11 protein-coding genes are annotated in these 12,821 nt (G+C 74.5%); 4 read left to right on the forward strand and 7 right to left on the reverse strand.

The features are described from left to right. Positions 1–5: 5 nt before the first annotated feature. From K7472_RS15070 to mraZ, 4 genes are all read right to left on the reverse strand, one after another. Positions 6–1,997 carry a peptidoglycan D,D-transpeptidase FtsI family protein gene (locus K7472_RS15070; protein ID WP_222978136.1) on the reverse strand — a complete coding sequence of 664 codons (1,992 nt, stop codon included), beginning with the start codon at positions 1,995–1,997 and terminating at the stop codon, positions 6–8. 4 nt (positions 1,998–2,001) lie between these two features. Further along, a complete protein-coding gene (ftsL, locus tag K7472_RS15075) occupies positions 2,002–2,580 on the reverse strand; it encodes a cell division protein FtsL (RefSeq protein ID WP_308013924.1) in 579 nt (192 codons plus the stop codon). Beyond that, positions 2,577–3,551: a 16S rRNA (cytosine(1402)-N(4))-methyltransferase RsmH gene (rsmH, locus tag K7472_RS15080; protein ID WP_222978147.1), complete on the reverse strand. Its 975-nt coding sequence runs from the start codon at positions 3,549–3,551 to the stop codon at positions 2,577–2,579. The genes ftsL and rsmH overlap by 4 nt, the downstream gene beginning before the upstream one ends. A gap of 330 nt (positions 3,552–3,881) precedes the next feature. Then, positions 3,882–4,313: a division/cell wall cluster transcriptional repressor MraZ gene (gene mraZ, locus K7472_RS15085; RefSeq protein ID WP_222978148.1), complete on the reverse strand. Its 432-nt coding sequence runs from the start codon at positions 4,311–4,313 to the stop codon at positions 3,882–3,884. Positions 4,314–4,640: 327 nt separating this feature from the next. On the opposite strand from mraZ, the gene K7472_RS15090 reads away from it, so the two are divergent. The 4 genes from K7472_RS15090 (at position 4,641) to K7472_RS15105 (ending at position 10,227) form a co-directional block, all read left to right on the forward strand. Beyond that, positions 4,641–5,204 carry a beta-class carbonic anhydrase gene (locus tag K7472_RS15090; RefSeq protein ID WP_222978151.1) on the forward strand — a complete coding sequence of 188 codons (564 nt, stop codon included), beginning with the start codon at positions 4,641–4,643 and terminating at the stop codon, positions 5,202–5,204. A gap of 169 nt (positions 5,205–5,373) precedes the next feature. After that, positions 5,374–6,357, forward strand: a complete 984-nt coding sequence (locus K7472_RS15095; protein ID WP_222978153.1) for an AAA family ATPase — start codon at positions 5,374–5,376, stop codon at positions 6,355–6,357. Between the two features lie 11 nt (positions 6,358–6,368). Beyond that, positions 6,369–7,700, forward strand: coding sequence for a DUF58 domain-containing protein (locus tag K7472_RS15100; RefSeq protein WP_222978505.1), 1,332 nt, complete (start codon positions 6,369–6,371; stop codon positions 7,698–7,700). An 88-nt stretch (positions 7,701–7,788) separates the two neighbouring features. Beyond that, positions 7,789–10,227, forward strand: a complete 2,439-nt coding sequence (locus K7472_RS15105; protein ID WP_222978155.1) for a transglutaminase TgpA family protein — start codon at positions 7,789–7,791, stop codon at positions 10,225–10,227. 136 nt (positions 10,228–10,363) lie between these two features. Here K7472_RS15105 and K7472_RS15110 read toward each other — a convergent pair whose 3' ends face one another. The 3 genes from K7472_RS15110 to K7472_RS15120 form a co-directional block, all read right to left on the reverse strand. Continuing rightward, a complete protein-coding gene (locus tag K7472_RS15110; RefSeq protein WP_222978157.1) occupies positions 10,364–10,771 on the reverse strand; it encodes an SCO2097 family morphological protein in 408 nt (135 codons plus the stop codon). A gap of 272 nt (positions 10,772–11,043) precedes the next feature. After that, entirely contained in the window at positions 11,044–11,799 is a 756-nt protein-coding gene (locus K7472_RS15115; protein WP_222978159.1) for a methyltransferase, read from the reverse strand. A 416-nt stretch (positions 11,800–12,215) separates the two neighbouring features. After that, a complete protein-coding gene (locus tag K7472_RS15120; protein ID WP_222978161.1) occupies positions 12,216–12,701 on the reverse strand; it encodes an SAV_6107 family HEPN domain-containing protein in 486 nt (161 codons plus the stop codon). Between the last annotated feature and the right edge of the window lie 120 nt (positions 12,702–12,821).

Consider the following 12,821-nt stretch of genomic DNA (forward strand, 5'->3'; position numbering starts at 1 on the left):
ACGGCTCACTGCTTCCCCGGCTGGAACTCGACGGGGATCCTCGGCGCCGGCTTGCCGGACGGCGGCACCTGGAGCGATTTGAGCGCGAACTCCATGACCTGCTTGAAGACCGGGCCGCAGATGCTGCCGCCGAAGTAGCTGCCGACGGTGGGGTTCTGGATCACGCAGGAGACGGTGACGCGGGGGTCGTCGGCGGGCGCGAAGCCCATGAAGGACGAGGTGTAGCCGTGGTAGCGGCCGGTGGCCGGATCCACCCGGTTGGCCGTGCCGGTCTTGCCCGCCACCTGGTACCCGGGGATCTGCGCCATGGTGCCGGTGCCGTTCTCGCTGCCGACGACGGTCTCCAGCATCTCGGTCACCTGTTTGGCGGTGTTGGCGCTCACCACCCGGGTGCGCGGCGGCGCGGGGGCGGGCGTGTACTGCCCGTCGGGTCCCGTGGTGCCCTCGACCAGGCTGGGCTGCACCCGTACGCCGCCGTTGGCGATGGTGGAGTAGATCGAGGTGGCCTGCAGGGCGTTGACGGACAGGCCCTGGCCGAACGGGATCGTGTACTGCTGCGAGGTGCTCCACTTGCCCGGCGGCGCCAGGATGCCGGGCGTCTCGCCGGGGAAGTCCAGCCCGGTCGGCTGCCCGATGCCGAACTTGTGCAGGTAGGAGTAGAGGATCTGGTCCGACTGCTGCTGCGTCTTGCCCAGCTGGCCGGTCGCCTCGATGGTGCCGATGTTGCTGGACTGCGCGAGGACGCCGCTGAGGGTGAGGTACTCGGTGGGGTGCGGTTCGTCGTCGTGGAAGACCCGGTCGCCGCGTTGCAGGGTGCCGGGGACCACCACGTGGGTGAGCGGGGTCGCCACGCCCTCGTTGATGATCGCGGACATCGACATCAGCTTGCTGACGCTGCCCGGTTCGTACGCGTCCTGCAGGGCGGGGTTGCCCAGCGAGGCGGGGCTGGCGTCGCCGAGGTCGTTGGGGTCAAAGCCGGGCGCGTCGGCCATCGCGAGGACCTGGCCGCTGCGGGAGTCCTGGACGATGACGTAGCCGCGGTCCGCCTTGGACTTCTTCACCTGGGCGGCGATGGCGCTCTGGGCGGCCCACTGGATGTTCCGGTCGAGGGTGAGCCGTATGTCGGTACCGGGCACCGGGGCCTGTTCCTGGATGCCCGCGGTGGGGATGACCTGGCCGCCGGAGGTGGCGACCGTCATCTTGCCGGGTTTCCCGGTGAGTTCGCTGTTGTACTGGGCCTCCAGGCCGCCCGCGCCCTGCTGCTGCCCGTTGACGAAGCCGAGCACCCCGGCGGCGAGGTCGCCGTTGGGGTAGACGCGTTTGCTGGTGGGTTCCGACAGCACGCCCGCCAGCAGTCCCGGGTCGCCCTGCTTGGCGGCCTGCGCGGCGAGCTTCGCCTGAAGGGCCTTGACCTGGTTCCACACCTGCGGGGTGACGCCGTGGGCGAGCACCACGTAGCGCGACTTGGGGGTGGCCAGCAGCCCGGCGATGGTCTGCTCGTCGCCGCCGATGACCGGGGCGAGCGCGGCGGCGGCCTGCTGCGGGGCGTCGGAGATCTTCGCCTGGTCGGGGGTGAACAGGTAGGGGTCGGCGGTGATGTCGTACGCGTCGACGCTGGCCGCCAGCTCCGCCCCGTCGCGGTCGGTGATGTCGCCGCGGGTGGCCGCGAGCTGCACCGGCTGGTAGCGGTTGAGGTCGGCCTTGGCGTCGTAGCCCGCGGAGTCCACCACCTGGACCTGGAAGAGCCGCACGCCGAAGGTCGCGAGCACCAGCGCCAGCAGCACGCTGACCAGCCGCAGCCGGGGCTTGGGCCGCCCGAGCCGCAGCCGGGCCGGGCCGCCGGGCCTGCGGGGCGGGCCGGGCGGACGCCGCGGCGGTCCCGCGGGCCTGCGCGGGCGTCCCACCGACGCCTGCCGGGGCGTCGGCCGCGCGGGCCGGGCCGGGCGCGCCGGTCGGGGCAGGTGCCCGCCGGGCCGGGGGCGTTTCTGCTCGGTCACGCGATCACCTTGCCGAGGCCGGGGAGTCGGTGCGGCCCGCGGACGAGGCCGATGAGGCGGATGCGGCGGACGAGGCGGGCGGCAGGGCGGGCACCGGTGCCGAGGCCGCCGCCCGCGACGACGGGCCGATGGACTGCGCGGGCGCGCCCGGCCCCGACGGTGCCTGCGAGGTGGACGGCGGCGCGGCGGGCGCGGTGGCGGGCGGCGGGGCCGGCGGGGCACTGGCCTCGCCCGGCACGCCGCGCACGGCGCCGCCGGGCATCAGGAAGGCCGGGTTGCCGCCGGGCACCATGCCGAGCTTGCGGGCCTGTGCGGCCAGCGAGCCGGGCGCCGACTCCTGGTCGACCTGCTGCTGGAGCGCCTGTTCCTCGTCGGTGAGCTGCTTGGTCTGCTTCTTGTAGTTCGACAGCTGGAACGCGCCCTGGTTGACGGAGGCGTTGAGCAGCAGCAGCGAGATCAGGCCGGTGGCCAGCAGGGCGACGACCAGCAGCACGAACGGGGTGCGGGCCGCGCGCCCGCCGCGTCCGCCGCCCAGGACCCGGGCGCGCGCCGGGCGGGGCGGGCGCGGGGGCGCGCCGCTCACCGGCGGCCCCCGTCGTCCGCGACGTCCTCGCGGACGCGTTCGGCTCCGCGCAGCCGGGCCGGGGCGGCCCGGCGGTTGGCGGCGATCTCCTCCTCGGTGGGCAGTTCGGCGCCGCGCGTCAGCAGTTTCAGCCGGGGCTGGTAGCGCTCCGGGACGATGGGCAGGCCGGGCGGCGCGGTGTGTCCGGCGCCGGCCGTGAGGACCTGCTTGACGAGGCGGTCCTCCAGCGAGTGGTACGACAGCACGGCGATCCGGCCGCCGACCGCGAGCGCGGACACGGCCGCCGGGATCGCCCGTTCCAGTACCGCGAGTTCGCCGTTGACCTCGATGCGCAGCGCCTGGAAGGTGCGCTTGGCGGGGTTGCCGCCGGTGCGTTTGGCGGCCTGCGGCAGCGCGTCGCGGATCAGCTCGACCAGCCGGGCGCTGTTGGTGAACGGCTCCTTCTCCCGTTCCCTGACGATCGCCTCGACGATCTTGCGGGCGAACTTCTCCTCGCCGTAGGCGCGCAGCACCCGGACCAGTTCGCCGGGCGGGTAGGTGTTGAGGACCTCCGCGGCGCTGATGCCGGTGTTCTGGTCCATGCGCATGTCCAGCGGCGCGTCCTGCGCGTAGGCGAAGCCGCGGTCGGCCTGGTCGAGTTGCATGGAGGAGACGCCCAGGTCGAACAGGACGCCCTGGACCCGGGGCACGCCCAGCCGGTCGAGGACGTCGGGCAGTTCGTCGTAGACCGCGTGCACCAGGGTGGCCCGCTCGCCGAACGGGGCGAGCCGCTCACCGGCGAGCCGGAGGGCGGCCGGGTCGCGGTCGAGGGCGATCAGGCGGGCGGCCGGGAAGGTGGACAGCAGTGCCTCGCTGTGGCCGCCGAGGCCGAGGGTGGTGTCCACGACGATCGCGCCGGGCTCGGCGAGCGCCGGGGCGAGCAGGTCCAGGCACCGCTGGAGCATGACCGGGACGTGGAGCGGCTCGGTCATCGTCGGCACCCCCTCGCGGCGGCGCCGCGGCGCGCCCTGCGTACGGCGGCGCCGGAACGCGGCCCGAGCCCTCGGGACGGGGACGACGCGTGACTGGTGGTGCTCATCTGGCCCTCTGATCGAACTGTGCCCTTCACGGTGCCCTTTGTACGGGGTGGAGGGCCTGGACGTACCGCCGGGTCCCCGCCCGCTCGGAGGGAAGGAGCCGGCTGGCACCGGGGAAGTAGCACCAGCGAGCCGGGAGCGGGAGGAGGCCTGGCGTCACGTACAAGGGAGCGCGGGGCGTGTGGGCGCCGCGTCGTCTCGATGCGGTGGCGTGCCGGGACGCCGTCACACTATGCCGGGGAGCACCTCCTGCGACAGGGCCGAGAAGCTCTCCTCCTGGCCCGCCAGATAGTGGTCCCAGGCGGCGGCGGCCCAGATCTCGACCCGGTTGTTGGCACCGATGACCGTACAGTCCCTGGTCAGTCCCGCGTAGTCGCGCAGCGGCTGGGGGACGGTGATGCGGCCCTGCTTGTCCGGCACCTCGTCGGTGGCCCCGGCGAACAGCACCCGCATGTAGTCGCGGGCGGCCTTGGAGGTCACCGGCGCCTGCCGCAGCTGCTCGGTCACCGAGCGGAACTCGGTCAGCGGCCACACGCACAGGCACCGCTCCTGGCCCTTGGTGACGACCAGGCCGTCCGCGAGCTGGTCGCGGAACCTGGCCGGGAGGACGAGCCTGCTCTTGTCGTCCAGTCGCGGCGCGTACGTCCCGAGGAACACCCGCACCTCCCGCACGCTCGCAGCCGTCAGCCTCCCACTTCGCGCCACTTTACTCCACACCCCACCACGGTCAACCGCGGACGAGACCCGTACGGGTCTTGTTCACCGGGGCGAAATCGCAGGCAGGAGTGGCGAGGAGGGATTATGCGGCCGGGTCCGCGCGCGCCGCGCGCCGGACCGTGCGCCACCGGCCGTGGTTCACCCGGACGTCTCAGCGCCGCTCACACCTGTGGGCTAGCTCACGGCTCGCTCGATTGACGCCTGGGTTTCCGTTTTCGTCCCCCACCAGGACGAGACGCCGCGCCGCGCGCCGTCTACGGTCGTGTCATGTCGATATCTGCATCCGCGTCCTCCACGTCCTCCGCGTCACCCGCCGCCTCGTCCGCCTCCGCCGAAGGGTCGGTGATCGACAGCCTCGTCGAGGCCAACCGCCGCTACGCCGAGGGCTTCACCGACCCGGGCATGGACGCCCGTCCGGTGCGCAAGGTGGCCGTGGTCGCCTGCATGGACGCCCGCATCGACCTGCACAAGGCGCTCGGTCTGCGGCTCGGCGACTGCCACACCATCCGCAACGCGGGCGGTGTCGTCACCGACGACACCATCCGTTCGCTGGCGATCAGTCAGCGCGCCCTGGGCACCCGCTCGGTCGTGCTGATCCACCACACCAACTGCGGCCTGGAGTCGCTGACCGAGGGCTTCCGCACCGACCTGGAGCACGAGGTGGGCCAGCGTCCCACCTGGGCGGTGGAGTCCTTCACCGACGTGGACCAGGACGTGCGCCAGTCCATGGCCCGGGTGCGCACCTCCCCGTTCCTGGCGCTCACCGACGAGGTGCGCGGCTTCGTCTTCGACGTCCACACCGGCCTGCTGCGGGAAATCACGGCCGAGTAACGGACCTTCCGGTGACGCGGCGGGCCGCGAAAGGGAAGAATGCGGGACGTGGCACCGGCTTCCCCGGTGCACGCCATCGGGGAGGACCGGCCGCCACGGCGGCCGCCGCCCCACGGACTACAGCCCCCGGCGCCGTCGGCCGGGGGCTCGCGGGGCCTAGGAGGGCCGGGTGACGACCTATGAATCACGAGCTGGGCTCAGCGATCTGACCGCCACCGCCGCGCGGGTGCGCGGTTCGGTGGAGAGCGTGATCGAGGGCAAGCCCGAGGTCGTACGGCTCGCGCTGACCGTGCTGCTCGCCGAGGGGCACCTGCTGATCGAGGACGTGCCCGGGGTCGGCAAGACGATGCTCGCCAAGGCGCTGGCGAAGTCCATCGACTGCTCGGTGCGCCGCATCCAGTTCACCCCCGACCTGCTGCCCTCCGACATCACCGGGGTGAGCGTCTTCGACCAGCAGCGGCGGGACTTCGAGTTCAAGCCGGGTGCGATCTTCGCCCAGATCGTGGTCGGCGACGAGATCAACCGGGCGTCCCCGAAGACCCAGTCGGCGCTGCTGGAGTCGATGGAGGAGCGGCAGGTCACCGTCGACGGCAGCACCTACGAACTGCCCAGGCCCTTCATGGTCATCGCCACCCAGAACCCGGTGGAGATGGAGGGCACCTACCCGCTGCCCGAGGCGCAGCGCGACCGCTTCATGGCCCGGGTCTCCATCGGCTACCCCAGCCAGGACGCCGAGCTGCGGATGCTGGACGTGCACGGCGGGCCCGACCCGCTGGACGACCTGGAGCCGGTGGCGCACGCCCACGACATCGACAAGCTGGTCGAGGCGGTGCGCACGGTGCACGTCGCGCCGCCCGTGCGGCGGTACGCGGTCGAGCTGGTCGGTGCCACCCGCCGCCACCCCGACCTGCGGCTCGGCGCCTCACCGCGCGCCACGCTGCACCTGGTGCGGGCGGCGCGGGCGGCGGCGGCGCTGGACGGGCGGGACTTCGTGCTCCCGGACGACGTGCAGACGCTGGCGCCGGCCGTGCTGGCGCACCGTCTGCTGCCCACCGCGCAGGCGCAGTTGAACCGCCGCACCCCGGAGCAGATGGTCGCCGAGATCGTGCAGCGCACGCCGGTGCCCGATCCGCACGGCCCGAGGACCCCGTGAGCGCTGCCCCGATGAGCGGCGTCCGCCGGAGCGACCCGTACGACGACGAGGGCCCGGGGCCGGTCCGCGAGGGCGGGTTGTGGCGGGCGCTGGGCGGGCTGACGACGCGCGGGCGGTCGTTCCTGGCCGCCGGGATCGCCGCCGGGGCCTGCGCGTACGTGCTGGGGCAGCCGGACCTGCTGCGGGTCGGGCTGCTGCTGGCGGTGCTGCCGCTGGCCTGCGTGCTGGTCGTCCACCGCACCCGCTACCGGGTGTCGTCCACCCGCAGGCTGAGCCCGTCGCGGGTGCCCGCGATGTCGCAGGCCCGGGTGCACCTGCGGGTGGAGAACGTCTCGCGGCTCCCGACCGGGCTGCTGATGCTCCAGGACCGGGTGCCGTACGTGCTGGGGCCCAGGCCCCGGTTCGTGCTGGACCGGGTGGAGCCGGGCGGCCACCGCGAGGTGTCCTACCGGGTCCGCTCCGACCTGCGCGGGCACTATCCGCTGGGCCCGTTGCAGCTGCGGCTGACGGATCCGTTCGGGATGTGCGAGCTGACGCGCGCGTTCGAGGCGTCCGACACGCTCACCGTGGTGCCCCGGGTCGATCCGCTGCCGATGGTGCGGCTCGTCGGGGAGAGCGCGGGCTACGGCGACAGCCGCACCCGGGCGCTGGCGCTGGCCGGTGAGGACGACGTGATCCCGCGCGGCTACCGCCACGGCGACGACCTGCGGCGGGTGCACTGGCGCTCGACCGCGCGCTACGGGGAGTTGATGGTGCGCCGCGAGGAGCAGCCGCACCGGGCGCGCTGCACGGTGGTGCTGGACACCCGGCAGTCCGCCTACCACGGCGCGGGCCCCGACTCCGCGTTCGAGTGGGCGGTCTCGGGCGCGGCCTCCGTCGCCTCGCACATGCTGGAACGCGGTTACGCCTGCCGTCTGCTGACCGACACCGGCAGCTGTGTGCCGGGACCGGACGGCCCCGGCGGCTCGGGCGGCTTCGGCGACGACTCCTCGGAGGCCGCCGGGTTGCTGCTGGAGGCGCTCGCCGTGGTGGACCACTCCGCCAACGAGGGCCTGTCGGCCGCCTACGACGTGCTGCGCGGCGGGCAGGAGGGGCTGACGGTGGCGTTCCTGGGCGAACTGGACGACGAGCAGGCCCGGCTGGCCGGACGGATGCGGCAGCGCACCGGCGGCGCGATCGCGTTCGTCCTGGACGGGCGGGACGAGGGCGCGGGCGCCGAAGGGCCGTTGCGGACCCTGCGCGAGGCGGGCTGGACCGCGATCCAGGTGCTGCCCGGTGACCACCTCGCGGACCTGTGGCGGCAGGCGGACCGCTACCACCAGCACGAGGGGGCGGGACGGTGAATACGTCGACAGAGGCAGGGGCCGGGGCCGGGCGTGTGGCGCGCGGCGGCGTGCGGTGCGAGGGCGGCGTGCGACGCGGGGGCGTGCGGTGAGCGGCCGGGGGCGGCTGACGGTGTGCGCCGCGCTGGCGTCGTTGCTGACGGCGCTCTCGCTGCTGCCGCTGGCGTCGCCGAGCGGCTGGTACGTGCAGGCGCTGCTGGTGGTCGTCGTGCAGTCGGCCGTGGGCGCGGCGGCCCGGCGGATCCCGCTGGCCCGGCCGCTGACGGTCGCGGCGCAGGCGCTGGTGACGCTGCTGCTGTTCACCTTCGCGTTCGCGCGCGGGCAGGCGCTGCTGGGGATCGTGCCGGGGCCGGACGCGGTGGCGCGGCTGGGGCAGCTGGTCTCCGACGGCGCGCAGGACGTCGGCCAGTACGCGATCCCGGCGCCGGTGACGCCCGGCATCCGGCTGATGCTGGTCGGCGGGGTGGTGCTGGTCGCGCTGATCGTGGACGCGCTCGCGGTGACCTATCGCAGCGCCGCCCCGGCCGGGCTGCCGCTGCTGGCGCTGTACTCGGTGGCGTCGGGCCTGGAGCAGGGCGGGGCACGCTGGTTGTGGTTCCTGCTGGCGGCGGCCGGGTACCTGGCGCTGCTGCTGGCGGAGGGACGGGACCGGCTGTCGCGCTGGGGGCGGGTGTTCGGCGGTCCGCGCCGCGCTTCGGGCGCTCCGGCGGCCGACGCCTGGGAACCCGCGCTCGCCCCGGCCCGCACCGGCCGCCGGATCGGCGCGATGGCGCTGGGCATCGCGCTGATCGCCCCGGTGGCGCTGCCCGCGATGGGCGGGGGGCTGCTGGGGGCGGGCGGCACGGGCGGCCTGGGCCACGGCGACACCATCTCGGCGGTCAACCCGCTGGTGTCGTTGCAGGACAGCCTCAACCAGCCCAGTGACGCGGAGGTGCTGCGCTACCGCACCACCGACCCCGACGCGGGCGACATGTACCTGCGGATCCTGACCCTCGACCAGTTCGACGGCACGACGTGGAAGGCGTCGGAGCGGCGGGTCGGCGACGTGCCCGACACCCTGCCGACGCCGCAGGGCCTCAGCTCCTCGGTGCGCACCACGCCGGTGTCCACCTCGATCGCCGCGGCCCCGGGCTACGCGCAGAACTACCTGCCGCTCCCCTACCCGGCGACCAGGGTGCGGGTCAACGGCGAGTGGCGCTACGAGCCGGAGGGCCGCACGCTCGTCGGCGACCAGGGGCAGACCACCTCGGGCGTGCAGTACCAGGTGGCGAGCCTGGAGGTGGAGCCGACCGCGCAGCAGCTCGCGGACGCGCCCCCACCCCCGGCGTCCCTCGAACGGGAGTACACCCAGGTGCCGTCCGACCTGCCGCCCGTGGTGAAGCAGACCGCGCAGCAGGTCACCCGGGGCGCCACCAACGCCTACGAGCGGGCCGTCAAGCTCCAGGACTGGTTCACGATCACCGGCGGCTTCACCTACGACACCCGGGTCGCCGAGGGCAGCGGGCCCGACGCGATAGCGCGCTTCCTGCGCGACAAGAAGGGTTTCTGCGTGCACTTCGCCTTCGCGATGGCCGCGATGGCGCGCACGCTGGGCATCCCGGCCCGGGTCGACGTCGGCTTCGTGCCGGGCACGCTCCAGTCCGACAGCACCTGGTCGGTCGGCCTGAAGGACGCCCATGCCTGGCCCGAGCTGTACTTCCAGGGGGTCGGCTGGACCCGCTTCGAGCCCACCCCGAGCCGCGGCTCGGCGCCCGACTACACCCGGGGGCCCACGCCTTCGGGCTCCGGCGGCGACGTGCCGGCCCCGCACCTCGGCGACACCTCCGCGCCGACCGTGACCGCGTCCGCCCCGGCGGGCTGCGGCCACACCCAACGGCGGCTGGGCGGCTGCGGCAACGGTTCGCAGCTGCCGCTGGGCCCGCCGTCCGGCGGCGACGGGCCGGGCGGCGGCACGATCGCCGTGCTGGTCCTGGTGGGCCTGGCCCTGCTGCTCGGGCTGCTGCCGATGGCGTGGCGGTCGCGGGTGCGCGGGCAACGGCTGGGCGGGACGAGAGCGGCGGGCGCCGCTCTCGTCGCCGACGACCCGACGGACGACGCGGCGGCGCCGCGCACGCTGGCGGCCTGGCGCGAGCTGGTGGACACCGCCTGGGACTACGGCGTGCCGCCCGACGAGTCGGAGACCCCGCGCCGGGCCGCCGCCCGCCTGATCACGACCGCGCGGCTGGCCGGGACCGGGGCCGCGGGGGCGGTGGAGCGGGTGGCCGGCGCGGTCGAACAGGTGCTGTACGCGCCCCGCCCGCAGCCCACCTCGGGCCTCGCGGACGACGTGCGCCTGGTGCGCCGCGCGCTGCACGACGCCGCCGACCGCCCGGTCAGGCTGCGGGCCCGCTTCGCGCCGCGCTCGGCGGTGCGGGTGCTGTGGCGCCTGACGGAACGCTGGAACGCCGTGACGGCACGGTGGCGCGAGGCCCGGCCACGGGTGGCGGACGCGCTGCGCCGCAGGACGACGGGCGACCGGACGGCCTGAGAGGGCGGCGGGGCCGCGCCCCGGCGGCGCGCACGACTGAGGGGGGCGGTTCCCGATGGGAACCGCCCCCCTCACGTGGTACGGGGACGAGGTCGCGGAGGAGTTCGTACGTCCGTACGGTCGCGCGGCGCGGGGCTCAGTGGCCCTGCTCGTCGCGACGGCGCTGCCAGCGCTCCTCGATGCGGTCCATGACCCGGCCCTTGCGGCGCGGGTGCCGCCCGAACTGTCCCGGGTGCGTCCCCGTCCCCGGGCTCGGGCGGGGGTCCAGCGGGCGCAGGGCACGCCGCCGCGTGGCGATCGCGAGCGCGGCGCATCCGAGCATCACCAGGAAGCCCACGACGCTGATCCAGATCTGCTGTGCCACCATCCCGGCCATCAGCAGGGCGACGCCCACCAGAAAACCGGCCACCGCCTGGTAGACGCGCCGCCGGGTGAACGTGCGCAGCCCGCTTCCCTCAAGCGCCGACGCGAACTTGGGATCTTCGGCGTACAGCGCTCGCTCCATCTGCTCGAGCATGCGCTGCTCGTGCTCCGAGAGCGGCACGGAGTCCTCCTACTCGTCGGTCGCAGGGGGTGCGACCGGTACGACCCTTTCAGGATAGGCAGGGATTCGCCCCCGTGAAACCCGCCCCTCTACGCCAATCAGCCGCCGATCCACGTGTCGCGTACCTGCGGAGTCGCGTGCGGCGGACGAGGAATGTTCTTCCCCGACCGTCGTTTCATCATGCTGCGATTGCTTTACCCAGATCATACGGTCCAGGACGGCCCGGCGGGGGGCCGTGAGCGACTCCGTCCGGCGCGGGCGGGCCGGACGGATCAGCCCCGGCGGGCGAGGACGTGCAGCTGGGTGGCGATCGAGTGGAACGCGGGAAGCCCGGCGGCGGCCAGCTCCAGCTTCAGCAACGCCTCCAGCGCCCCGGGCTCGGTGTCCACCAGCACGCCCGGCACCAGGTCGGCGAAGACCCGCACGCCGTGCACCGAGGCCACCTCCAGGCCTGCGGCGGAGACCAGCGTGGTCAGGTCCTCGGCGGTGAACCGACGCGGCAGCGGGTCGCCCTCGCCCCAGCGTCCCTCGGGGTCGGCCAGCCCGCGCTGCGCCTCGGTGAAGTGCCCGGCGATGGCGCGGGCGAGCACGGCGCCGTTGCGCCCGGCGGCGAGCAGGCTGAGGGTGCCGGCCGCCCGCAGGGCGCCGACCACGTTGCGCACGCCCTCGGCGGGGTCGTCCACGTACTCCAGGACCCCGTGGCAGAGCACCACGTCGTACGAGCCGGTCGGCACGACGTCCAGCAGTCCGTGCGCGTCGCCCTGCACCCCGCGGACGCGGTCGGTCACCCCGGCCTCGGCGGCCCGCCGCTCCAGGGCGAACAGCGCGTCGGGGCTGGGGTCGACGACCGTCACCCGGTGGCCGAGACGGGCCACCGGCACGGCGAAGTTGCCGGTGCCGCCGCCGGTGTCCAGAACGTCCAGCGTGCCGTCGGGAGCGGCCTTGGCCTGCCGGTCCAGGGCGTCCTTGAGCACCTCCCAGACCACGGCGGTACGCAGGGACGCTCGGGGGCGCAGCGGGTCTGACACGGCGGAACGGCTCCTCGCGAGGGGGCTGGGGTCGACCGGGGGTCGGTGCGTCCACCTTATTGCCTCCGGCCTCCCCCGACGGCGCACCGCCCACCCCTGCCGCACGGCCGTCACCAGCCCGGTCGCGCGCTGTCGCCAGCCCGCTCGCGCGCGGTCACCAGCTCGCTTGCGCGCCGCCAGGAGTCCGCTTTGCGCGCCGTCACCGGTCCCGGTCGCGTGCCATCACCGAGCCGGTCGCGTGCCGTCACCAGCCGGATCGCGTGCTGTCAGCGGTCCCGTTCGCGTGCCGCCACCGGCCCCGCCCGCATGCCGTCACCGGTTCCGGTCGCGTCGCGATCCTTTCCCGGTCGCCCGTCCCCGGTCCCCTTCGCCCGCCTCCCTCGGGCGTCTTCAGGGGTCTTCAGGGCATGGCGGGGCTAGGCCAGCGGTGTCTGGAGGCCCAGGAGCCGCTCGACGATGCGGACGAACATGCCGGTCGCGCGTATCAGGTCGTCCGCCTCACGGGCGTCGACCGCGCCGGGTATGCCCGCCTCGGCCCTGGCCCTGCGCTCGGCGCCGGAGGCGAACAGCGCGCTCCACTCGGCCAGTTCGGGAGCGACCTCGGGCAGCACCTCCCACGCGCTGCGTATCCGCTGCCGCTTGCGCGGGGTGTGATCGGGGCGCCCCTTGACGGCGAGCACGGCGGCGGTGGTGCGCAGCGCTGCCAGATGGGCGGTGGCGTAGCGCTCGTTGGGCGTGGTCAGCGTCTCCGCCTCGTCGAGGCCGGCCCGGGCCTGGGCCAGCAGGTCGAGCGCGGCGGGCGGGGCGGCCATCCTGCGCAGGACGGGGTGGACATCGCTCGGCGGGCCGGACGCCGGGGGCGTCGCGGCGTGACGGTGGCGCGCTGCTGCGGTGGCGGCCATGACGACCTCCTGTCTGCGGGCGCCCGTCACCGGGCCCCGCTGCTGGTCTTCCGCTTCCAACGACGGTTCGCTTGCTTGCTGTCATAGTGGGGCACACCACTGACAATCCGCCCTGACCTG

This window comes from Streptantibioticus parmotrematis, from assembly GCF_019890615.1.
GTDB lineage: Bacteria > Actinomycetota > Actinomycetes > Streptomycetales > Streptomycetaceae > Streptantibioticus_D > Streptantibioticus_D parmotrematis.

Excerpts from the sequence above, each read along its gene's own strand:
- rsmH (WP_222978147.1), bottom strand. The coding sequence starts at position 3,551 with ATGACCGAGCCGCTCCACGTCCCGGTCATGCTCCAGCGGTGCCTGGAC.
- K7472_RS15090 (WP_222978151.1), top strand. The coding sequence starts at position 4,641 with ATGTCGATATCTGCATCCGCGTCCTCCACGTCCTCCGCGTCACCCGCC.
- K7472_RS15100 (WP_222978505.1), top strand. The coding sequence starts at position 6,369 with ATGAGCGGCGTCCGCCGGAGCGACCCGTACGACGACGAGGGCCCGGGG.
- K7472_RS15120 (WP_222978161.1), bottom strand. The coding sequence starts at position 12,701 with ATGGCCGCCACCGCAGCAGCGCGCCACCGTCACGCCGCGACGCCCCCG.